Here is a 21528-nt window from a genome sequence, read left to right as displayed (position 1 = left end):
CCATGCTCCAGGCACTCCCCCCTATCGGCAGGCGCCGCGCACTCCAGGGCGCCGCGGCCGCCCTCGTGGTCTTCGGGCTGCTGATGTGGTGGCTGCTGCCGCTGGGCGAGGGCTCGCCGGGCGGGAAGGTGGTCTTCAGCACGGGTGTGGAGCGGGGCGTCTACCAGCGGTACGGCAAGCTCCTGCAGAACGCCGCCGCGCGTGATCTGCCCGATCTGGACATCTCGCTGCGGCACAGCGAGGGCTCGCAGATGAATGTCTCGCGGGTGGCGACCGGCCAGGCCGACTACACCATCGCGGCGGCCGACGCGGTGGAGAAGTACCGGCTGCAGAACAAGCCCGGCTGGGAGCGGCTGCGGGGCTGCGCCCGGCTCTACGACGACTACGTGCAGCTGATCGTGCGCGGCGACTCCAAGGTGCGCGGCGTCGAGGACCTGCGCGGCAAGAAGGTCGCCGTCGGGCAGGAGGGCTCGGGCGTACGGCTGATCGCGGAGCGGGTGCTGCGGGCGGCCGGGCTCGACCCGGAGCGTGACATCGAACCGGAGCCGCACGGCATAGACCGCGCCCCCCGGCGGCTGATGGACGGTGAGGTCGAGGCCTTCTTCTGGTCCGGCGGCCTGCCGACGACCATCGTCCGCGAGCTGTCGGAGCGTGCCGACATCCGCCTGGTCGAGCTCGGCAATCTGGTCTCCGCACTGCACAAGCAGGGCGGCGCCTCGCGCTACTACCGGGCCGCGGTGATGCCGGCCGACGCGTACCCGCGCGCCCAGCAAGGTGCCGAGGTACCGACGCTCGCGGTCGCCAATCTGCTGGTCACGACGGACCGCGCGGACCCGGAGCTGACCGAGCGGCTGACGCGTACCGTGATCGACAGCCGTGACCACATCGGCCTCAAGGTGCACGCCGCCCAGCTGGTGGACCTGCGTACCGCGATCTACACGGATCCGCTGGCCCTGCACGACGGGGCCCGACGCTATTACCGGTCCGTGAAGCCCTAGCCGGGCCCTGGCCGAGCCCTGACCGGCGCCCCTGGCACCTCGGCTCCGTGGAGCCCCGGCCGAGCCCAGCCCCGTACCGCCCCGTGGAGCCCTACCCCCTTCCCGCGCCCTGCGGGTGAGGCCTCCTTCCCGCGCCCTGCGGGTGAGGCGGCCCCGTGCTCTCCCGTGGCTCCAGGTGCGGCAGTTCGGCCTGAATGCTGCGGACCGGGCCGCCGTCGAGGCGGTCGAGGAGTTCCTGGGCGGCGAGCCGGCCGAAGCCCGAGGTGTCCCTGACGAGAGCCGTGAGGCGCGGGTGCGTTACCCGGCACAGGGCCGAGTCGTCCCACGCCACGATGGAGAGTTCGGCGGGTACCCGGATGCCGCGCTCGGCCGCGACGGAGGCGCCCGCGACGGCCATCACGTCGTTGTCGTAGATGATCGCGGTCGGCGGCGCGGGCTCGTCGAGGATCCGCCGGGTGGCCTCGGCGCCCTCGGCGTCGGAGTAGTCGGTGGTGACCGAGCGGCTGTCGGTCAGGCCGAGGGAGTCCGCCGCGGCCCGCAGCGAGGCGATGCGGCGCTCGGTGTGGGCGAGGCCCGGCAGGCCCGCGACATGGACGACCCGGCGGTGGCCGAGGCTGTGCAGATGAGCGAGTACGGAGGCCATGGCGGCGGAGTCGTCGGCCCAGACGGTGGACAGGGCGGTGGCGTCCTCGCCGGCCGCGGGCGCGCCGATCACCACGGCGGGCAGGCCGAGGGAGGCCAGCAGTTCAGGGCGCGGGTCCCGGGCCCGCGGGTCCACGACCAGGACCCCGTCGACCCGCTTCTCGGCCCACCAGCGGCGGTGCAGTTCGCACTCGGCGTCGATGTCCTCGACCACCTGGAACAGCAGCGCCACCTTCCGGGCGGCGAGCACTTCCTGTACGCCGGAGACGAGTTGGAGGAAGAACGACTCGACGCCGAGGGTGTGCGCGGGCCGGGCGAGCACCAGGCCGACGCAGCCCGCGCGCTCCCCCGACAGGGCCCGGGCGGCGCTGTTGGGCTGCCATCCGAGCTCTTCGGCGACGCGGTGGATGCGGTCACGGGTGCCCTGGGAGACCCCGGGCCGGCCGTTGAGCGCGAAGGAGACTGCACTCTCGGAGACCCCGGCGCGACGGGCGATGTCCTTGATCGTGGGCCTGCGCGCGGGAGTTGTCGCGGGGGCTCTCCTGGCGGCGTCACCGGGCGGCGTCATGTCGTGGAGTCCTCGTCCGCTTCCGTTCGGGGCCTGTCGATGGCCGGTCCGGGGCCTGTGCAGTCCGTGCAGGGGCCTCTGCAAAGGGTCTCGCAGAGGTCTCTGCCGGGTGCCGTCGGGGGTGCCGGCGGGATGCCGTCTGCAGGGTTCTCCGACTGCGCTCACGACATTACAGCTAAAGCGCATTAGGTCACCAGTCCTGAGCAGGCCTTCAAATCCCTTTTCCGGCCGATGTATTGACAGCGCTAAACCGCATTAGTAGAACTTCGGTGCGCGACTGGAGGTCCGAACAGGTCCCAGCAGGTCCGAGCAGAGGAGCCGCAAGACATGCGCATATCCCGCCGCACAGCCACGGCCACCGCGGTGGCCGTGACCTCAGCACTCGTCATGACGGCCTGTGGCTCGTCGGGGGGTTCGGACGGCTCCGACAGCGCCGCGGGGAAGGTGGAGGGCACCGTCAAGTTCCAGACCTGGAATCTGCGGACCGAGTTCAGGGACTACTTCGAGGGCGTCATCGCGGACTTCGAGAAGAAGTACCCGGGCACGAAGGTCGAGTGGATCGACCAGCCCGCCGAGGGCTACGCGGACAAACTCAGCGCCGACGCCGCCGGCGGCACCCTGCCCGACGTCGTGAACGTCTCCCCCGACCTCGCCCACCCCCTGGCCAAGGCGGGCCTGGCCCTCGACCTGGACAAGGCGGCGGCGAAGTACAGGGACGAGTATCTCGACGGCGCCTGGAAGAGCCACCGGATGCCGGGACTTGAGGGCACCTACGCCTTCCCGTGGTATCTGAACACCGGCCCGATGTTCTACAACAAGAAGCTCTTCAAGGACGCGGGCCTCGACCCCGAGAAGCCGCCGACGACGTACGACCAGCTCTTCAAGGACGCCGGTGACATGGCCGAGAAGAGCGACGGCAGGATCGCCATGCTCGCCAACGCGCCCGCCATCGAGGACTTCGGCCGCTACGGCGCACGGCTCATGGACGCGAAGGGCACGAAGTTCACCTTCAACGAGCCCGAGGGCGTGGAACTCCTCAAGAAATACAAGGAGTTGTACGACGCGGGGGCGCTCGACTCGCAGGCCCTCACCAACAAGGCGGAGGCCGCGGGCCGCAAGTTCCAGCAGCAGTCCATCGCCATGAACCCGGGCAGCGCCCATGACCTGGAGACATTCAGGGCGGAGGCACCGAGCCTCTACAAGAACCTCGGCATCACGCCCGCCGTGAACAACACCGGCAAGGACAACATGTACGTCCAGGGTCTGATGGTGAACAGGCAGAGCGAGGTCAAACCGGCCGCCGTCGCCTTCGCCCACTTCGTGACCAACGCGAAGAACCAGATGGACTTCGCGCACGAGGTGGCCGTGTTCCCCTCCACCAAGGGCAGCCTGGACGACCCGTACTTCACCGAGGACGACGGCAAGGACGAGACACGGGTGCGGGTCGCGGCCGCCAAGTCCCTGAAGACCGCGGTCAATTACACCCCGGTCCTCTTCAGCGAGCAGATGAAGACCGCCCTGCGCAATGAGGTCGCCAAGGCCATGCAGGGCAAGAAGAGCCCGAAGCAGGCCCTCGACGACGCCGTGGCGGAGTGCGACCGCCTCCTCAAGACCACGGGCTGAGACGGCGGGACGGGACGCACAGCACATGACTGCCATGACGAAGGGCCGCGGCGGCGGGAGGGCCACGAGGACCGGCGCCGGAAAGGCCAACGGGACCTCCGGGGCCTCGGGGACCACCGGAACCACCGGAACCGGACGCGTTCCTGCCGCCCCCGCCGCCGGCCGGCCGTCAGGACGGCGCCGCGCCATCCGTACCCATCTGCCGTCCAGCCCCTGGCTGTTCCTCGCCCCCGGTCTCCTCGTCGTCGGCGGCTTCAGCCTCTATCCGTTCGTCTCGACGGTGCTCAACTCCTTCACCGACAAGCGGACGCTGACCGACGGCGCACCCGTGGGCGGGGCCAACTACCAGGAGCTGATCCAGGACGACATGTTCTGGACGGGCCTGCGCAACAGCGTCCTGTACGTCATCGGGGCCGTGCCGCTCCTGGTGATCCTGCCGCTGCTGCTCGCCCTGCTGGTGCAGCGGCACATCCCCGGGATCACGTTCTTCCGCTCGGCCTTCTACACGCCCGTGGTCGCCTCGGTCGTGGTCGTCGGGCTGATCTGGGTGTGGCTGCTGGACGACCGCGGGCTGATCAACTCCGTGCTCGGGGCGGTCGGTTTCGGCAAGGTCTCCTTCCTCAGCGACCAGTGGCTGCTGCTGATCAGCGCGATGCTGGTGACGGTCTGGAAGGGCCTCGGCTACTACATGATCATTTATCTGGCGACGCTGACGAATGTGCCGCGGGAGCTGCACGAGGCCTGCGCGGTGGACGGCGCGGGCGCGGTGCGCCGCTTCTTCACCGTCACCGTCCCGGCGATGCGCTCGACGATGGTCCTGGTCGCCGCGCTCTCCTCGGTCAACGCCTTCAAGGTCTTCTCCGAGGTGTATCTGATGGCGGGCCCCACGGGCGGTCCCGGCGGCGAGGACACCACGCTTGTGCTGCTCGTCCAGCAGGTCGGCACCGGTCTCAACGGCCGTGTCGGCTATGCCTCGGCGATCTCCGTCGTGGTCTTCGTGATCACGCTCGGCCTGATGCTCCTGGTGCTGCGCGCCGACCGTAAGGAGGACCGATGAGCACGCTCACGGCCACGCGCCGCCCGGAACCCCATGACAAGCGCCGCCGCGAAGAGCGCCGCCGCGAGCGGCTCGCCGACAGGCAGGGCAGCGGCCGCCGTATGCCCGTATGGCAGCTGGTGCTGCGCTACGCCCTGCTGCTCGGGGTCTTCGCGCTGACCGTCGGCCCGTTCCTGTGGCAGCTGTCCACCTCGCTGAAGGGTCCCGCCGAGGACATCTACAGCTATCCGCCGAAGCTGCTCCCATCGGATCCGACGCTCGACAACTACGCCAAGGTCGCCGACCTCATTCCCGTCTGGGACTTCGCCCTGAACTCCCTGAAGGTCGCCGCCGCCAACGTCCTCACGAACTGTGCGGGCGCCGCGCTCGCCGGCTATGCCCTGGCCCGGCTGCGCTTCCGTGGCCGCAAGGCGGCCCTCGTCGTCTTCGTGATGGCGATGCTGGTGCCCGTCGAGTCGATCATCATCGCCCAGTTCATGACCATGCGTGAGCTGCAGCTCAACAACACCCTGGTCGGTGTGCTGCTGCCCGCCTGCATCGGCGCCATGAACGTACTGCTGATGCGGAACGCGTTCTCCAATCTGCCGTACGAGGTCGAAGAGGCCGCCTACGTCGACGGAGCCAACGCCTGGCAGCGGTTCACCCGGATCGCGCTGCCTTCGGTGAAGGGCACCCTCGCCGTCGTCGCGATCTTCGCGTTCATGGGCGCCTGGGACGACTTCCTGTGGCCGCTGATCGTGCTGAGCGACCAGTCCAACTTCACCCTCACCGTCGGCCTCAACTACCTGCACGGCACCTTCGCGAACAACCAGCGCCTGGTGGCGGCCGGCACCATCATCGCCGTCCTGCCGCTGATCGTGATGTTCGCCTGCCTGCAGCGCTACTTCTTCCGCGGGGTCGGCGAGGGCGCCGTCAAGGGCTGAGCCCGCCGCCCCGCCCCACCCCTGCACCCGCCCTGCCCTGCCCTGCCCTAGGACACGCATGCCTGAAAGCACCACCCCCCACGTCTCCCCCACTCGGCACGCCCCGCGATTCGGCGCCAACTACACGCCCACACAAGGGTGGTTCCACCACTGGCTCGACTTCGACCTGGACGCCGTACGCGCCGATCTCGACTCCCTCGCACAGCTCGGCCTCGACCACATCCGGGTGTTCCCGCTGTGGCCGCTGTTCCAGCCCAACCGCACCCTGATCAGGCCGCGGGCCGTCGAGCAGCTGGTGGAGCTCGCCGACGCGGCCGCCGAGCGCGGGCTCGACGTCAACGTGGACGGGCTCCAGGGCCATCTGTCGAGCTTCGACTTCCTGCCCGCCTGGACGCAGACCTGGCACCGCCGCAACCTCTTCACCGACCCGGACGTGGTCGCGGGCCAGGAGGAGTATCTGCGCACCCTCGCCGCGGCGCTCGCAGGGCGGCCGAACTTCCTCGGCATGACCATCGGCAACGAGATCAACCAGTTCTCCGACGGCCCGCACCCCGACCCGGACCGCATCTCCCCCGGTCAGGCGGCAAGTTGGCTGGAGCGGATGCTCGCGGCCTGCGAGGCGGGCGCGCCCGGGAAGTTCCATCTGCACGCCGAGTACGACGCCGCCTGGTACCAGGACGAGCACCCCTTCACGCCCGCACAGGCCGCCCGTCTCGGCGCCGCGACGGCCGTGCACTCCTGGGTGTTCAACGGCACCGCGCAGCGGCACGGCCGCACGGGCACCGCGACCGAGCAGCACGCCGCGTACATGATCGAACTCGCGAAGGCCTGGCACACGGACCCGCACCGCCCGGTCTGGCTGCAGGAGGTGGGCGCCCCCGCGCCGCACATCCCCGCCGAGCACGCCGCGCACTTCACCGAGGCGACCGTCGAGAACGCTCTGGACTGCACGGACGTGTGGGGCGTCACCTGGTGGTGCTCGCACGACGTCTCCCGCGACCTCGCCGACTTCCCCGAACTCGAGTACAGCCTGGGCCTGTTGACGACCGACCGTGCCATCAAGCCCGCGGGGAAGGCCATCGCCCGGCTCGTGGCGCACTGGCGGGGCCGCGCGTACGCCCCCGCGCCGCGCACCACGGCCCTGGTTCTGGACAGCGATCCGGTGACCGCCACGAACCGCTCGGCATGCGCACCCGGCGGCACATTCTTCGAGGCCTGGACCGCCCTCGCCGCGCAGGGCGCCCGCCCCGCGGTGGTCCTGGCGGAGCACGCGCACGACACGGCACATCTGGCCGCCCGCGGCATCACCGCGACGGTCACCCCCGAAGAGGTCGACTGACTCCCCCGTTAAGGAGCTCATCCGTCATGACCCGTACACCTCCCACGCGCCGCACCGTCGTCGTCTCCGGTGCCGCGGCCGCCGCGGCCCTGCTCGCCCCTGCCACGGCGCAGGCCGCACCGGCCACCGGGGCCGCCGGGGCCGCCCCCAAGAAGCGTGCCGCGGGCACCCTGCAGCCGTACGCCTCCTACTGGTTCCCCGACTCCCTGCCCTCAGGCACGCCCGGCGAGGGCATCACCTGGCGCTCGCTCAAGCAGTGGACGCCCGAGGGCGACGCCGACCTGGCGTTCAACCGCTCGACCGTGCCGCTCGCGCCCCGCTTCACACCCGTACCGGTCAACGCCACCGCACGCGCGGACCAGGCCCGTATCTCCTCGCTCGTCTCCTTCGCCCCGACCGCGGGCAACCCCGCGCAGGGCGCCGCGAACGCCGACTACTACGCCCTGACGCACTGGGCGTACATCGACGAACTGGTCTTCTGGGGCGGCTCGTCCGGCGAGGGCATCGTGCTCGCCCCCAACGCCCCGGTCGTCGACGCCGCCCACCGCAACGGCGTGCCGGTGCTCGGCAATGTCTTCCTGCCGCCCATCGCGTACGGCGGACAGCTGCGGTGGACCCGCGACCTCGTGCAGAAGGGCGCGGACGGCCGCTTCCCGATCGCCGAGAAGCTGGTGCGGGTCGCCGTCGATTACGGCTTCGACGGCTGGTTCCTCAATGCCGAGACCGGCGGCGGTGACGCGGCTCTCGGGGCCCAGATGCTCGCCTTCGTACGGGAGTTGAAGCGTCTGGGCGAGCCGCACGGCCTGCGGATCACCTGGTACGACTCCATGACCACGGCCGGCTCCGTCGACTGGCAGGACGAGCTGAACGAACGGAACCAGGACTTCTTCACCGCGTCCGACACGATGTTCGTCAACTTCAACTGGAACACCACGAAGCTCGCCTCCTCCGCGAAACTCGCCCAGGATCTCGGCCGCGACCGCTACGAGCTGTGGGCCGGCATCGACGTCGAGTCGAACGGCTGGAACACCTCCGTCGACTGGGACGCGATCCTCGGTTCGGGCGGCGAGCACGTGGTGTCGTACGGCTTCTACCGCCCCGAGTGGACCCGCAACCAGCTGCCCGACGGCCGCACGCCCGGCCAGTTCCACGCCGCCGACGACCGGTTCTGGACCGGTGAGTCACGCGATCCGGCCGAGCCGGGCGGCAGTTGGCGCGCCCCGGCCGCCGTGGTCGCCGACCGCTCGACCGTCACCGCGCTGCCGTTCGCCTGCTCCTTCAACACCGGGCACGGCCTGAAGTGGTACGACGGCGGCGTGGTCCGCTCGGACGCGGCCTGGAACCAGCTCGGCCTGCAGGACCGGCTGCCCGGGCGCCGCTGGGTGGTGCGCACCACCGGCCGGCGGCCCGCCGTCACACTCGACTTCGCGGACGCCTGGCGCGGCGGCTCCAGCCTCCTGGTGGACGGCACCCTCGACGCGCCCACCACGGTCGAACTGCACGCCACCCGGCTGCCGTTGACCGCCGCGACGACCGTGGAACTCGCCCAGCGCGTCGAGTCCGGTGCGGTGACTGTCGAGCTCGGCGTGGCCCTGCGCGAGCCGGACAGGCCGGGCGATCCGCTGGCGTACGACTTCCTGCCCGCGGGGACGCTCAAGGCCGGTGACTGGTCCGAGGCGGCCGTCCGTCTCTCCTCGCTCGGCACGGGCACGATCCACGGCCTCGCGGTACGCCTCGGCGGCTCCGGAGCGGTCAAGTGGCGCCTGGGCGCGCTGACCGTCGAGGACACGGCCGAACAGGTCGCGGCGCCGAGCGGCCTCAAGGTCGACAAGGCCTCCGGGGACGGGGAGTTCCGGCTGTCCTGGAAGGCCGCGACCGGTGTGGTGCGCCACTACGAGGTGTACCGCGTCCTGCCCGGCGGCGGCCGCCGTTTCCTCGCCGGTACCTGCGCGCAGGCCGCCTACGTCAAGGGCCTGGCCCGCGAACAGGGCGAGAACACCGTGACGTTCGAGCTGAGGGCGGTCGGTGAGAGCTTTGCCGTATCCGCTCCACTCACTGTGCAACACCCCTGGTGATCCCAGGCGACGCCGCTGACCGCACCCCTGGTGGAACCTGGCTGTCGGCTGAACACACCCCTAGTTGAACCCAGTTGAACCCAGTTACGGAGACCCCTCATGCATGACGACCGCGCCCTCGTCGAGGCCCGCCTCAAGCGTGTGCTCGACGAGCGCATCCGACCCGCCGTGTACCCCGAGTCGGTGCCGCTGACGGTCGGGGCCTGGGTCGCGCCCGGCGAACCGGTGCCCGTGGCCGAAGGTCTGGCCGCCGCGCACGAGCCGGTGGAGGCCGGCTCGGCATGGGGGGCTCCCTGGGCGACGACCTGGTTCAAGGTCACCGGCGAGGTGCCCGCCGCGTGGGCCGGGAAGACCGTGGAGGCCGTCCTCGACCTGGGCTTCGACGAGAACATGCCCGGCTTCCAGTGCGAGGGCCTGGTCTACGAGAGCGACGGCACCCCGGTGAAGGGCCTCAACCCCCGCAACCAGTGGGTGCGCATCGGCTCACCCGCGGTGGGCGGCGAGCGGATCGAGCTGCACATCGAGGCCGCGTCCAATCCGGTGATCCTGGACTACCACCCCTTCCGGCCCACGCAGCTCGGAGACAAGGAGACCGCGGGCGACAAGCCGCAGTACGTCCTGGCCCGGATGGATCTCGCGGTCTTCGACAGCACGGTGTGGGAGCTGATCCAGGACCTGGAGGTCGTGGGCGAGCTGATGCACGAACTGCCGGTCGAGGGCGGGCGGCGCTGGGACCTGCTGCGGGCGGTCGGGCGCTGTCTGGACGCCGTCGACCTGCAGGACGTGGGCGGCACGGCGGCCGCGGCCCGCGCACAGCTCACCGAGGTGCTGCGGGCCCCCGCCGACGCGTCCGCGCATCGCATCAGCGCCGTCGGGCACGCGCACATCGACTCGGCGTGGCTGTGGCCGCTGCGCGAGACGGTGCGCAAGGTCGCCCGTACGACATCGAACATGACGAGCCTCCTAGAGGACGAGGAGGAGTTCGTCTTCGCCATGTCCCAGGCCCAGCAGTTCGCCTGGATCAAGGAGCACCGCCCGGAGGTCTACGCGAAGGTCAAGAAGGCCGTCGCGGAGGGGCGTTTCGTGCCCGCGGGCGGCATGTGGGTCGAGTCGGACACGAACATGCCGGGCTCGGAGGCCATGGCCCGCCAGTTCGTGCACGGAAAGCGGTTCTTCATCGAGGAGTTCGGCGTCGACAACGACGAGGCCTGGCTGCCGGACACCTTCGGCTTCGCCGCCGGTCTGCCGCAGATCATCAAGGCGGCGGGCTCCAAGTGGCTGCTCACCCAGAAGATCTCCTGGTCGCAGATCAACAAGTTCCCGCACCACACCTTCCAGTGGGAGGGCATCGACGGCACCCGGATCTTCACGCACTTCCCGCCGGTCGACACCTACAACTGCTCCATGGCGGGCCGCGAAATCGCCCACGCGGCCCGGAACTTCAAGGACAAGGGCGTGGCCAGGCACTCCCTCGCGCCGACGGGCTGGGGCGACGGCGGCGGCGGCACGACCCGGGAGATGATCGCCAAGGCCCGCCGGATGCGCTCCCTCGAGGGCTCGGCGACGGTCACGTGGGAGCCACCGGCCGCGTTCTTCGCGAAGGCCGAGGCGGAGAACCCGCAGCCGCCGGTCTGGGTCGGCGAGCTCTACCTCGAACTGCACCGTGCCACCCTCACCAGCCAGGCCAGGACCAAGCAGGGCAACCGCCGCAGCGAGCATCTGCTGCGCGAGGCCGAGCTGTGGGCGGCGACGGCGGCCGTGCGCACCGGATTCCCCTACCCCTACGAGGAGTTGGACCGGTTGTGGAAGACGGTCCTCCTGCACCAGTTCCACGACATCCTGCCCGGCTCCTCCATCGCCTGGGTGCACCGGGAGGCGGAGAAGACCTACGCGGCCGTCGCGCAGGAGCTGACCGGCATCATCACGGCGGCCCAGCGCGCCCTGGCGGGTCCGGCAGGGCCGGGTGACGGTGAGCTGCTCTTCAACGCGGCGGCGCACCCGCGCGGTGGCGTCGCGGCGGGCGCGGCAGGCCCGTGTGCCACGTCCGCGCAGGTGACCGTGGGCCCACGCCCGGACGGCGGCCATATCCTCGACAACGGCCTGCTGCGGGTGGAGATCGACGCGCGCGGCCTCGTGGTGTCGGCGTACGACATCGAGGCGGACCGCGAGACCCTCGCCCCGGGTGCGGCGGCCAACCTCCTGCAGATCCACCCGGACTTCCCCAACATGTGGGACGCCTGGGACGTCGACGAGTTCTACCGCAACGTGGTCACGGATCTGACGGATCTCGACGCGCTGACCCTGGACGGCACCGCCGTCACCGTGGTCCGCAGCTTCGGCGACAGCCGGGTCACCCAGACCCTGAGCCTGCCGGCGGACGCGAAGCGCCTGGACATCGCCACCGAGGTGGACTGGCACGAGACGGAGAAGTTCCTCAAGGCGGCGTTCCCCCTCGACCTCCACACCGACCGGTACGCCGCGGAGACCCAGTTCGGCCACCTCTACCGGCCCACCCACACCAACACCTCATGGGAGGCCGCCAAGTTCGAGGCCTGCAACCACCGCTTCGTGCACCTGGAGGAGCCGGGCTGGGGCGTGGCCCTGGTCAACGACTCGACGTACGGCCATGACGTGACGCGCACGGTGCGGCCCGCGGACGCCGGCACGACCACCACGGTCCGCCTCTCACTCCTTCGCGCCCCGCGCTTCCCCGACCCGGAGACCGACCAGGGCGTCCACCGCTTCCGGCACGCCCTCGTGCCCGGCGCGACCGTGACCGACGCGGTGCGCGAGGGCTACCGCATCAACCTCCCGGAACGCCGCCTTCCGGGCTCCGGCACGGTGGCCCCGCTGGCGTCCGTGGACCGCGACGAGGTCGTCATCAGCGCGGTCAAGCTGGCCGACGACGGCTCCGGTGACGTGGTCGTACGTCTCTACGAGGCGGCCGGCGGCCGGGCGAGGACCGTGCTGCGGCCCGGCTTCCCCGCGGCTTCGGTGTGGGCGACGGATCTGCTGGAACGCTCTTTGGCCGAGGCGCCGCAGTACGCACTGCGGGACGGCGAGGTCCCTGTGTCGCTGCGCCCGTTCGAGCTGCTGACGCTGCGCTTCCGGATCAGCCCGTACTCGCCGTCCGAGGCACCGTAACCGTCACCCGCAGCCCGTGCGGAGCGTTCGGCGCGTACGCGATCGACCCGCCCCCCGCCGCCAGCAGGGCGCGTGTGATCGAGAGCCCGAGCCCGGAGCCCTTCACGTTCTGGTGCCGGCTGCTGCGCCAGAACCGGTCACCGACCCGCTCCAGCTCCTCCTCCGCGAGCCCCGGACCGCCGTCGGCCACGGTGATCGTCGCTCTGTCCCCGATGGACGCGACGGTCACCGTCACGGCTTCCTCGGCGGGCGTGAACTTCAGCGCGTTGTCGATCACGGCGTCGAGGGCGCTGGACAGGGCGACCGGATCGGCCCAGGCGGTGGCCGCCGACAGACCCTCGCACGAGAGCCGCACCCCACGGTCGTCGGCCAACGGCCTCCAGGCGTCGACGCGTTCGGCCGTGAGTTCGCCGATATCGGTGAGCTGAAGATCGGCGGGGGCGTGCTCGGCGAGGGCGAGATCGAGGAGGTCGTCGAGGACCTGGGCGAGCCGCTTGCCCTCCGTACGCACGGACGCGATCTCCTCGTTGCCGTCCGGCAGCTCCAGGGCGAGCAGCTCGATCCGCAGCAGCAGCGCGGACAGAGGGTTGCGCAGCTGGTGCGAGGCATCGGCGACGAACGCGCGCTGCTGCTCCAGGACATCCTCGACGTTGTCGGCCATTTCGTTGAACGACCGCGCGAGGCGCCGCAGTTCGGGCGGACCGCCGGCCGCCGCGACCCGCGACTTGAGGCGTCCCGTGGCGATGTCGTGCGTCGTGGCGTCGAGCACCCGCACCGGCCGCAGCACCCAGCCGGTGAGCCGCAGCGCCGCCCCGATGGCGAGGAGCATCGCCGCGAACTCGCCCGCGCCGATGAGCAGCCAGCCGTGCAGCGTCTCGGAACGCATCTTGCCGGTGGGCGACTCGGTGACCACGACCGCGATGACATCGCCGTCGCGGATGACGGAGGACGCCACGTACAGGCGCCGGTCCTGCCAGGGCCAGACCTGCTTGGGGTCGTGGCTGCCACGCCCGGCGAGCGCCTCACGGAAGGCCTCGTCGCCCTCACCGCGGTCCGGCACCCCGAAGTCGCTGGTGCTGGCCATGACATCGCGGTCCCGGTAGAAGACGCCCGCCCTGACGCCGTACACGTCGTGGTAGCGGATCAGCTGCTTCTCCAGGGTGACGAGCCGTTCGTCCTGCTGCACGTGCCGCGATCCGGCTGACGGCCGCTTGGTGACGAACTGGGCGAGTCCGGCGAACCGGGCGGTGTCATCGATCCGGTCGATGACGACCTTCTGCTGCTGGGCCGCGGCCAGGCTCACCGCGAGCGGGAAGCCGAGCGCGAGCAGCACACCCGCCATGAGGACGATGAGCAGCGGGAGCAGTCGAGTGCGCACGCGGGTGCCCTACCCCTGGGCGGGGGGCGCGACGAGCCGGTAGCCGACGCCGCGCACGGTTTCGATGAGCGCCGGCATCCGCAGTTTGGAGCGGAGTGAGGCGACATGCACCTCGAGGGTCCGTCCGGTCCCCTCCCAGCTGGTGCGCCAGACCTCGCTGATGATCTGTTCCCGGCGGAAGACGACGCCGGGCCGCTGGGCGAGCAGGGCGAGCAGATCGAACTCCTTGCGGGTCAGCTGGACGCTCTGGCCCTCGACGCTGACCTGCCGGGTGGGCAGTTCGATCTGCACGGCCCCGAGCTTGAGCGAGGTCTCGATGCCCGCGGTGGAGTCGTCGGCGGCGGTGCGGCGGCTGACGGCGTGGATCCGGGCGAGCAACTCCCCTGTGTCATAGGGCTTTACGACGTAGTCGTCGGCGCCCAGATTGAGGCCGTGTATGCGGCTGCGTACGTCGGCACGGGCCGTCACCATGATCACGGGGGTGGCCGTGCGCTTACGGATCTTGCCGCAGACCTCATAGCCGTCCTGGTCGGGCAGACCGAGGTCCAACAGCACCACCCCGAAACCTGACTTGCCGGATTTATCAGGATCGTTCTCGTCCGGCGGGAGCAGCGCCTGCAGGGCCTCTTCGCCGCTGCGCGCATGCACGACCTCGAAGCCATGGCGGGCCAGGACCGCGGAGAGCGCGGCAGCCACATGGTCGTCGTCCTCGACGAGCAGCAGTCTCATTCCGGCCCCCTTCGGTTCATCGGTCGTTCGGTCGCCGCGGGCACCCTGTGCGCGCACATCCTGCGCGCGCACGCGAAGCGCACCAAGGCAGTCACGCTGATGGATAAGGACGGCGTCAAGAGCGATCTGGTTACGTCCGTGTTCCGTTATGCAGCCGGTACGCAGCCTGTGCGTCCCCTTCACGCGGAGTGTCCGGTTGCGGCCGGATCGTTATGCTCAATTTCCCCTCAGATGTAATGACGCTGGTCGTACCGCGTTATTACTGTCCTCCCAACCGAGGAGGATGGAGCAAGGACCCCCATGGCCGAAGTATCAGTGACCAAGGACGCCGTGCCCGCGGCGGACGAACTGGTCGCGCTGAAGAACGTCAACAAGCACTTCGGCGCGTTGCATGTGCTCCAGGACATCGACATGACCATCGCCCGCGGCGAGGTCGTCGTTGTCATCGGGCCGTCCGGCTCCGGCAAGTCGACGCTGTGCCGCGCCATCAACCGCCTGGAGACCGTCGAGTCCGGGACGATCACCATCGACGGCAAGCCGCTCCCCCAGGAGGGCAAGGAACTGGCCAGGCTGCGCGCCGACGTCGGCATGGTCTTCCAGTCCTTCAACCTCTTCGCGCACAAGACGGTGCTCGAGAACGTGATGCTGGGACAGGTCAAGGTTCGCAAGACCGACAAGAAGGCGGCCGAGGAGAAGGCGCGGGCCCTGCTCGACCGCGTCGGCGTCGGCGTCCAGGCCGACAAGTACCCGGCGCAGCTCTCCGGCGGCCAGCAGCAGCGCGTCGCCATCGCCCGCGCCCTGGCGATGGACCCGAAGGTCATGCTCTTCGACGAGCCGACCTCCGCGCTCGACCCGGAGATGATCAACGAGGTGCTCGAGGTGATGCAGCAGCTCGCCCGGGACGGCATGACGATGGTCGTGGTCACCCACGAGATGGGCTTCGCCCGCTCCGCCGCCAACCGCGTGGTCTTCATGGCCGACGGCCGGATCGTCGAAGAGGCGACCCCCGACGAGTTCTTCAGCAACCCGCGCAGCGACCGGGCCAAGGACTTCCTGTCGAAGATCCTGCACCACTGACGTCCGGGACGTCACCGACGTCCCGCCACGTCCCCCGCGTCTACTCAGCACCTGCCGACACAAAGGATGTTCACGATGAAGCTCCGCAAGTCCGCCGCCACAGCGGCAGTTGTCGCCGCGCTCGCGCTGACCGCCACCGCGTGTGGCGGCAAGGAGGGCTCCGCCGGCGACAAGCAGAAGGGCCCGGACACCTCCGGCACCAAGGCCCTCAGCTATGACGTCAAGAAGGACGCCAAGGTCGACTCGCCGGTCTTCGAGGCGGCCAAGAAGCGCGGCAAGATCGTCATCGGCGCCAAGGCGGACCAGCCGTTCCTGGGCTTCCAGGACCAGTCCACCAAGGAGTACTCCGGCTTCGACATCGAGATCGCCAAGATGATCGCCGCCGATCTCGGCTTCTCGCCGAAGCAGATCGAGTGGAAGACGGTCGACTCCGGCGCCCGCGAGACCGCGGTCTCCAAGGGCGATGTCGACCTGATGATCGGCACCTACACGATGAACGACGAGCGCAAGAAGCAGATCGACTTCGCGGGCCCGTACTTCCACGCCGGTGCCTCCCTCCTGGTCCGCAAGGACGAGAAGGACATCAAGGGCCCGGAGACCGTCCGTGACAAGAAGGTCTGCTCCATCGTCGGCTCCACGCCGCTGCAGAACATCAAGAAGCCGAAGTACGGCGCCAAGGTCAGCGAGCTGTCCAAGTACTCGGAGTGCGTGGCCCAGCTCCTGAACAACCAGGTCGACGCCGTCACCACCGACGACGCGATCCTGATGGGCTACGCCGCGCAGAACGAGGGCAAGCTCAAGGTCGTCGGCGAGCCCTTCTCGGACGAGCCCTACGGCGTCGGCATGAAGAAGGGTGACGCGGGCCTGCAGAAGGCCGTCGCGGACGCCATCAAGGCGCACCAGGACAACGGCGACTACAAGAAGGCCTACGAGGCCACCCTCGGCAAGTCCGGCTCCGACTACCAGGACCCGCCGGCCTTCACCGACCCGAAGTAAGCCCTGGCGCCCCGCTCCGCCGCACTGAAGCCGCGCGGGGCGGGGCGCTCCCTGTGCGCCTCGCTTCCGGACCCACCGTCGCGAAGACCTGCGACCGTCGCGAACCCCTCGCGGAGAATTCATGAACGTATTGCTCGACAACCTGTCGCTGTTCCGCGAGGGGTTCATCGGGACCCTCGAACTGACCGGGGCCAGCGCCCTGGTGGCGATGGTGCTCGGTGTCATCATCGCCGGGTTCCGGGTCTCCCCCGTGCCGCCGCTGCGGATATTCGGCACCCTCTGGGTCACGCTGCTGCGGAACACCCCGCTGACGCTGCTGTTCCTGGTGGCCTTCTTCATCGTTCCCAAGGTCCTCTTCCCGGACCTCGACTCGTTCCTGCTCGCCGTCGCCGCCTGTGGTTTCTACACCTCGGCGTTCGTGGCCGAAGCGGTGCGCTCGGGCATCAACACCGTGCCCCTCGGCCAGGCCGAGGCCGCCCGCTCGATCGGTATGACGTTCACGCAGACCATGGGCGTGATCGTGCTGCCGCAGGCCACCCGCACCGTGGTGCCGCCGCTGTCGAGCATCTTCATCGCCCTGACGAAGAACACCGCGATCGCGGGCGCGTTCAACAACGTCGACCTGTTCAACGTCTCCAAGACGCTGAGCAACGACGGCTATGACATCGCGGTCATCTTCGTCTGGATCACCCTCGCGTATCTGATCATCACGTACGCCATCAACGGTCTGTTCCGGCTGTTGGAGCACCGCCTGGAGGTCGCCCGATGAGCGCGAGCGTTCTCTTCGACGCCCCCGGCCCCAAGGCCCGGGTCCGCAACATCATCTACACCGTCGTCGGCACCGCGGCCGTCATCGGCGGCATCGTCTGGGTGATCCTGCGCCTCAACGAGAAGGGCGAGTTCGACGCCGCCCTGTGGGACATCTTCAACTACTCGGGCATCCGGCAGAACATCCTCGACGCCCTGCTCGCCACCCTGAAGGTGTTCGCGCTCGCCGGTGTCTTCTCGCTCGCCTTCGCCGTGGTCCTGTGTGTGGCCCGGCTCTCCGAGCACAAGCCGGTGCGCTGGCTCGCGGTGGCCTTCATCGACCTGTTCCGGTCGATCCCGCTGCTCATCACGATCTTCGCCCTGTGGGTCGGCCTGCTCGGCTCCATGACGCCCTTCTGGGCACTGGTCCTGGGCCTGACGATCTACAACGGCTGTGTCCAGGCCGAGGTGCTGCGCGCCGGCATCAACGCCGTGCCCAAGGGCCAGAAGGAAGCGGCGTACGCGCTCGGCCTGCGCAAGACCCAGGTCATGTCGACGGTGCTGTTCCCGCAGGCGATCCGGTCGATGCTGCCGACGATCATCAGCCAGCTCGTGGTGACCCTGAAGGACACCTCGCTCGGCTTTATGATCCTCTACCCGGAGCTGCTGCACTCGGCCCGTCTGATCGCCAACAACACCCCGGTCAACGGCGTCTACCCGTTCGTCCAGACGGTGGCCGTCTTCGGCGCCATCTACATCGCGCTCTGCATGGTCCTGTCGTGGATCGCCACCTGGCTCGAGAAGCGGGGCCGGCGCGCGAAGACCGGTATCAAGACGGCCAAGGCGATGGAACCGGTCGCTTCCGAGGCCGCACAGGGCAAGGGCACCACGATCGTCGCGCTCGACCCCCGCGGTGAGACGACGGCCCCCGAGGACCCGCCCACCACCGGGAACTGACGGACAGTCGGACCCGAGCGACACCTACGGAGGCAGCGGCGTCATGCCGCTGCCTCCGTCACTTGACGCAAGCACCGGCAATGGGTTGCATACGTTCTGTGATCGTGCACCCCGCTCCAACTGCCCCATTTTCAAGGACCTGTACGAAGGTCAGCACCACGGCCACCGCGGCCACTACGGCCGACACGGCCACTGCGGCCACCACGGCCGACCGGGCAGGAGGCCGCACGCCGTGGATCCGGTGATCGTCGTCGGAGCGGGGCCCGTCGGGCTCACGCTCGCCCTTTCACTCGCCCGCGCCGGTGTGCCCTCGGTGGTCCTTGACGAAGGCCCCGGCAAGGACGAACAGCGCCTGGCGCGCACGGCCGTGCTCCGCGAGGACACCGCCGACCTGGTCGCACGCCTCACCGGCAGAGACTTCAGCGAGGCGCGCTGGGCCGGCTGGCGCTCCTACCGGCGCAAGCAGGAGATGCGGCGGCACGCCTTCACCGTGGACGAGGTGAGCCCGCCCCCCGTCCACCTCGCCCAGCACACCCTGACCGCCGCCCTGCGCGAGGCCGCCGACGACGAGCGGCTCGTGAAACTCTCCGCCGACAGCCGCCTCGACTCCATCGAGCAGGACGCGGACGGAGTGACGGCCCACACCCGGGGCCCCAAAGGCACATGGTGGCGCGGGAGTTACCTGGTCGGCTGCGACGGCCCGCGCTCCACGGTGCGCAAGCTGCTCGACATCCGCTTCCCCGGGCGCACCGCGGTGGAACGCCACGCCGTGGCCGCGCTGCGCACCGAACTCCCCTGGCCGGGCGAAGCGGTCCTGCACCGGATGCCGCCCTGGCCGGGCGCCGCCGCCGAAGTCACCGCGCGGCCCCTGCCCGAGGGCGTCTGGCGCCTCGACTGGCTGCTGCCCGCACGCAGCGAACTGGTCACCCCCGACGCCCTGGTGACCAAGATCCGCGACACCCTCGCGGGCTGGTGCGAGGGCACCACACCCGCGTACGAGCTGCTCGACACCGGCGTGCACACCGTGCACCACCGGCTCGCCCGCACCTGGCGCTCCCGGCACTGCTTCCTCGCCGGTGACGCCGCCCATCTGCTCGGCGCACTCGGCACGCAGGGCGTCGACGAAGGCCTGCGCGACGCCGGCAACCTCGCCTGGAAGCTGGCCCAGTGCTGGCACCACGGCGCGTCTCCCGCGCTGCTCGACAGCTACCAGGCGGAGCGGCGCGGCGCCGTCGCCGCCCGCCTGCGCGCCGCCGACCAGGCACTGCCGATACTGCGGGGCGGCGGTGGCCTGCGCGCCTATGTGCCGGGCAGCGCGCGCGGCCACGACACCCTGCTCACCGACGGCCATGTGGGACGCGGCCCGCTCGGCGCCCCTCCGTCCTACGCCGCCTCGCCCGCGGCCGCCGCGCCCACGGAGTCGGAGACCGTCGTCGGCACGGAGCCGGGCGCTCCGGTCGCCGATGTGCGGGTGACAGCCCCGGACGGGACGTCGGTACGGCTGCGTGAGCGGCTCGGCCGCGGCTGTCTGCTCGTCGTGCTCGTCGCGCCCGGCACGGGTGTCTGGGACCGACGGCACTGGCTGACCGCCGGGGTGATGCCCCGCCTTGCCGCCGCCGTGACCGCCCTTCCGGTACGCGGTGAACTCCTGGTCGCCGAGAACTACCCGGGCGCCGCCGCCCACACGGTCCTCCTCATCCGGCCCGACGGCCACCTGGTCACAGCCCTTTCCGGGGTACGGCCCGCTGAGCTGTACGCGGCGGCGGACACGGCACGCGGCGGCGATCCGGGCGCGGAGTCGGGGGCGGATGCGAGGGCGAGGGCCGACGGGGATTCCGCGGCTGATGGAGTCGCCGGGGCTGCCGGGGAAGGCGACGCGGATGCGGATGCGGGTGCGGGTGCGGAAGGCACCGAGGCGGCCGCACGCGGCTGAGCCTGCCCGGCGGCACGGCCGCACCGGCTGGGCGGGCGCGGTGGGCGCGGTGGGCGCGGTGGGCGCGGTGGGCGTCGAGACAACCTGACGAAGTCGTCGCCCACACTCCGGACACCGATTGACCCGCGCCGGGCGGCATGCTCTACTCCGGCTCATGAGCGATACCAGCCTGCACCTGTGGCGGAGGGTCCATATGGACCTGGTCCGCTATGCGGGCTGTGTCTGTCGCACCTCCTGTTGAACTCGCCTTTCCCCTGCGCGCTTACGCACCCGCGGCGTACCCGCGCGACTCCAGCGACTTCCAGGACGGCCCTCATGTCCGCACCCAGCGCCACCTCCATCTCCGCTTCCCCTTCCGCCTCCGCCTCGGTATCGGGCGCCGCGCCCACGCCTGCGCAGCTCCTCGACTTCGTACGCCGCACCGCCGCCGACAGCGAACTCGTGTCCTCGCTCCCTCTCGACCCCGAAGGCCGCACGTGGGTACGGCTCGAAGGCCCCGGCGGCAGTGAGGCCTGGCTGATCGGCTGGCCGCCGGGCACCGGCACCGGCTGGCACGACCACGCCGAGTCGGTCGGCGCCTTCACCACGGCCGCGGGCGAGTTGAAGGAGAACTCGCTCGCCGTACGGCTGCCGAGCGAGGGCTGGAAGACCCTCGAACTGGCCGAGGACGTCGACCGCGAACGCACCCTGCCCGCCGGCCACGGCCGCGCCTTCGGCCGCCACCATGTGCACGAGGTGCTCAACGAGTCCACCACCGAGCACGCGGTCTCCGTCCACGCCTACTATCCGCCGCTGCCGCTGATCCGCCGCTTCAGCCGCACGGACGCACTGCTCAGGCTCGAGCAGGTCGAACAGCCGGAGGACTGGCAGTGAGCACCCCGACCCACGAACCGGCGACGCCCCAACCCCTGTCCATCGACGCCCACTTGGAGCGGGTCAGGGCCCACCTCGACCGGATCGGCCCTCAGGAGGCATACGACGCCGCGCAGGCCGGCGAGGCACTCCTCGTCGACATCCGCTATGCCGAACTCCGCGACCGCGACGGTCTGATCCCCGGCGCCCTCGTGGTGGAGCGCAACGAACTGGAGTGGCGCCTCGACCCGCTCGGCGACCACCGCGCCCCGGAGGCGACCGGCCATGATCTGCGGATCGTGATCATCTGCAATGAGGGCTACGCCTCAAGCCTGGCCGCAGCCTCGCTGCAACAACTCGGCCTGCACCGCGCCACGGACCTGATCGGCGGCTTCCAGTCCTGGCGCACCGCGGCCCTCCCGGTCACACCCCCCTGACCGCCGCCTCGCAGGAACATGGGAGGGGCCTTGTCTCATAGGGACACGGGGCC

Annotated in this window: 18 protein-coding genes; 15 read left to right on the top strand and 3 right to left on the bottom strand. The window is 70.3% G+C overall.

Annotation, left to right across the window (positions count from 1 at the left end):
- The first annotated feature begins 2 nt into the window (after window positions 1-2).
- Window positions 3-998, top strand: coding sequence for a TAXI family TRAP transporter solute-binding subunit (locus ACFQVC_RS00280; RefSeq protein WP_381825097.1), 996 nt, complete (start codon window positions 3-5; stop codon window positions 996-998).
- Window positions 999-1089: 91 nt separating this feature from the next.
- Here the strand turns inward: ACFQVC_RS00280 and ACFQVC_RS00275 are convergent, their stop codons facing one another.
- Entirely contained in the window at window positions 1090-2208 is a 1119-nt protein-coding gene (locus ACFQVC_RS00275; protein WP_381825095.1) for a LacI family DNA-binding transcriptional regulator, read from the bottom strand.
- 327 nt (window positions 2209-2535) lie between these two features.
- On the opposite strand from ACFQVC_RS00275, the gene ACFQVC_RS00270 reads away from it, so the two are divergent.
- The 6 genes from ACFQVC_RS00270 to ACFQVC_RS00245 all read left to right on the top strand — a co-directional run bounded on the left by ACFQVC_RS00270 (window position 2536) and on the right by ACFQVC_RS00245 (window position 12369).
- Window positions 2536-3831 carry an ABC transporter substrate-binding protein gene (locus ACFQVC_RS00270; protein WP_381825093.1) on the top strand — a complete coding sequence of 432 codons (1296 nt, stop codon included), beginning with the start codon at window positions 2536-2538 and terminating at the stop codon, window positions 3829-3831.
- Window positions 3832-3865: 34 nt separating this feature from the next.
- The gene (locus ACFQVC_RS00265) at window positions 3866-4888 is read left to right on the top strand and encodes a carbohydrate ABC transporter permease (RefSeq protein ID WP_381827000.1); all 1023 of its coding nucleotides are present in this window, start codon (window positions 3866-3868) and stop codon (window positions 4886-4888) included.
- A complete protein-coding gene (locus ACFQVC_RS00260; RefSeq protein WP_381825091.1) occupies window positions 4885-5811 on the top strand; it encodes a carbohydrate ABC transporter permease in 927 nt (308 codons plus the stop codon). The genes ACFQVC_RS00265 and ACFQVC_RS00260 overlap by 4 nt, the downstream gene beginning before the upstream one ends.
- A 58-nt stretch (window positions 5812-5869) precedes the next feature.
- Window positions 5870-7150, top strand: a complete 1281-nt coding sequence (locus ACFQVC_RS00255; RefSeq protein WP_381825089.1) for a glycoside hydrolase 5 family protein — start codon at window positions 5870-5872, stop codon at window positions 7148-7150.
- Between the two features lie 26 nt (window positions 7151-7176).
- Window positions 7177-9225 (top strand): endo-beta-N-acetylglucosaminidase, encoded by a 2049-nt coding sequence (locus tag ACFQVC_RS00250; RefSeq protein ID WP_381825087.1) that lies wholly within the window; start codon window positions 7177-7179, stop codon window positions 9223-9225.
- Between the two features lie 99 nt (window positions 9226-9324).
- A complete protein-coding gene (locus tag ACFQVC_RS00245) occupies window positions 9325-12369 on the top strand; it encodes an alpha-mannosidase (protein ID WP_381825085.1) in 3045 nt (1014 codons plus the stop codon).
- Here the strand turns inward: ACFQVC_RS00245 and ACFQVC_RS00240 are convergent.
- On the bottom strand, window positions 12338-13747 hold the full coding sequence (locus tag ACFQVC_RS00240; protein ID WP_381825083.1) for a sensor histidine kinase: 1410 nt from the start codon (window positions 13745-13747) through the stop codon (window positions 12338-12340). The two genes, ACFQVC_RS00245 and ACFQVC_RS00240, sit on opposite strands and share 32 nt — an antisense overlap.
- Before the next feature lie 9 nt (window positions 13748-13756).
- On the bottom strand, window positions 13757-14476 hold the full coding sequence (locus ACFQVC_RS00235) for a response regulator transcription factor (protein ID WP_381825081.1): 720 nt from the start codon (window positions 14474-14476) through the stop codon (window positions 13757-13759).
- Between the two features lie 300 nt (window positions 14477-14776).
- Here ACFQVC_RS00235 and ACFQVC_RS00230 point away from each other — a divergent pair, with 300 nt between their 5' ends.
- From ACFQVC_RS00230 to ACFQVC_RS00195, 8 genes are all read left to right on the top strand, one after another.
- Window positions 14777-15553: an amino acid ABC transporter ATP-binding protein gene (locus ACFQVC_RS00230; protein ID WP_381825079.1), complete on the top strand. Its 777-nt coding sequence runs from the start codon at window positions 14777-14779 to the stop codon at window positions 15551-15553.
- Between the two features lie 75 nt (window positions 15554-15628).
- Complete coding sequence (locus tag ACFQVC_RS00225; RefSeq protein ID WP_381825077.1) at window positions 15629-16549, top strand: glutamate ABC transporter substrate-binding protein; 921 nt, start codon at window positions 15629-15631, stop codon at window positions 16547-16549.
- Between the two features lie 121 nt (window positions 16550-16670).
- Entirely contained in the window at window positions 16671-17318 is a 648-nt protein-coding gene (locus tag ACFQVC_RS00220) for an amino acid ABC transporter permease (RefSeq protein WP_381825075.1), read from the top strand.
- On the top strand, window positions 17315-18253 hold the full coding sequence (locus ACFQVC_RS00215) for an amino acid ABC transporter permease (protein WP_381825073.1): 939 nt from the start codon (window positions 17315-17317) through the stop codon (window positions 18251-18253). Before ACFQVC_RS00220 ends, ACFQVC_RS00215 begins: the two co-directional genes overlap by 4 nt.
- A 232-nt stretch (window positions 18254-18485) precedes the next feature.
- Complete coding sequence (locus ACFQVC_RS00210; RefSeq protein ID WP_381825071.1) at window positions 18486-20186, top strand: FAD-dependent monooxygenase; 1701 nt, start codon at window positions 18486-18488, stop codon at window positions 20184-20186.
- Window positions 20187-20340: 154 nt separating this feature from the next.
- On the top strand, window positions 20341-20427 hold the full coding sequence (locus ACFQVC_RS00205) for a putative leader peptide (protein ID WP_381826998.1): 87 nt from the start codon (window positions 20341-20343) through the stop codon (window positions 20425-20427).
- A gap of 74 nt (window positions 20428-20501) precedes the next feature.
- A complete protein-coding gene (locus ACFQVC_RS00200; protein ID WP_381825069.1) occupies window positions 20502-21059 on the top strand; it encodes a cupin domain-containing protein in 558 nt (185 codons plus the stop codon).
- Window positions 21056-21475 (top strand): rhodanese-like domain-containing protein, encoded by a 420-nt coding sequence (locus tag ACFQVC_RS00195; protein ID WP_381825068.1) that lies wholly within the window; start codon window positions 21056-21058, stop codon window positions 21473-21475. Before ACFQVC_RS00200 ends, ACFQVC_RS00195 begins: the two co-directional genes overlap by 4 nt.
- The last annotated feature ends 53 nt before the right edge of the window (window positions 21476-21528 follow it).

Source organism: Streptomyces monticola (assembly GCF_042665355.1).
GTDB lineage: Bacteria > Actinomycetota > Actinomycetes > Streptomycetales > Streptomycetaceae > Streptomyces > Streptomyces monticola.
Note: the sequence above shows the minus strand (reverse complement) of the source record. Positions and strands in the feature narration are given on the sequence as shown.

Bases quoted from the DNA above. Each gene is read 5' to 3' on its own strand.
- ACFQVC_RS00245 (WP_381825085.1), top strand. From the start codon at position 9,325: ATGCATGACGACCGCGCCCTCGTCGAGGCCCGCCTCAAGCGTGTGCTC.
- ACFQVC_RS00220 (WP_381825075.1), top strand. From the start codon at position 16,671: ATGAACGTATTGCTCGACAACCTGTCGCTGTTCCGCGAGGGGTTCATC.
- ACFQVC_RS00260 (WP_381825091.1), top strand. From the start codon at position 4,885: ATGAGCACGCTCACGGCCACGCGCCGCCCGGAACCCCATGACAAGCGC.
- ACFQVC_RS00225 (WP_381825077.1), top strand. From the start codon at position 15,629: ATGAAGCTCCGCAAGTCCGCCGCCACAGCGGCAGTTGTCGCCGCGCTC.
- ACFQVC_RS00255 (WP_381825089.1), top strand. From the start codon at position 5,870: ATGCCTGAAAGCACCACCCCCCACGTCTCCCCCACTCGGCACGCCCCG.
- ACFQVC_RS00265 (WP_381827000.1), top strand. From the start codon at position 3,866: ATGACGAAGGGCCGCGGCGGCGGGAGGGCCACGAGGACCGGCGCCGGA.
- ACFQVC_RS00205 (WP_381826998.1), top strand. From the start codon at position 20,341: ATGAGCGATACCAGCCTGCACCTGTGGCGGAGGGTCCATATGGACCTG.
- ACFQVC_RS00230 (WP_381825079.1), top strand. From the start codon at position 14,777: ATGGCCGAAGTATCAGTGACCAAGGACGCCGTGCCCGCGGCGGACGAA.
- ACFQVC_RS00275 (WP_381825095.1), bottom strand. From the start codon at position 2,208: ATGACGCCGCCCGGTGACGCCGCCAGGAGAGCCCCCGCGACAACTCCC.
- ACFQVC_RS00200 (WP_381825069.1), top strand. From the start codon at position 20,502: ATGTCCGCACCCAGCGCCACCTCCATCTCCGCTTCCCCTTCCGCCTCC.
- ACFQVC_RS00270 (WP_381825093.1), top strand. From the start codon at position 2,536: ATGCGCATATCCCGCCGCACAGCCACGGCCACCGCGGTGGCCGTGACC.
- ACFQVC_RS00280 (WP_381825097.1), top strand. From the start codon at position 3: ATGCTCCAGGCACTCCCCCCTATCGGCAGGCGCCGCGCACTCCAGGGC.
- ACFQVC_RS00235 (WP_381825081.1), bottom strand. From the start codon at position 14,476: ATGAGACTGCTGCTCGTCGAGGACGACGACCATGTGGCTGCCGCGCTC.
- ACFQVC_RS00250 (WP_381825087.1), top strand. From the start codon at position 7,177: ATGACCCGTACACCTCCCACGCGCCGCACCGTCGTCGTCTCCGGTGCC.
- ACFQVC_RS00215 (WP_381825073.1), top strand. From the start codon at position 17,315: ATGAGCGCGAGCGTTCTCTTCGACGCCCCCGGCCCCAAGGCCCGGGTC.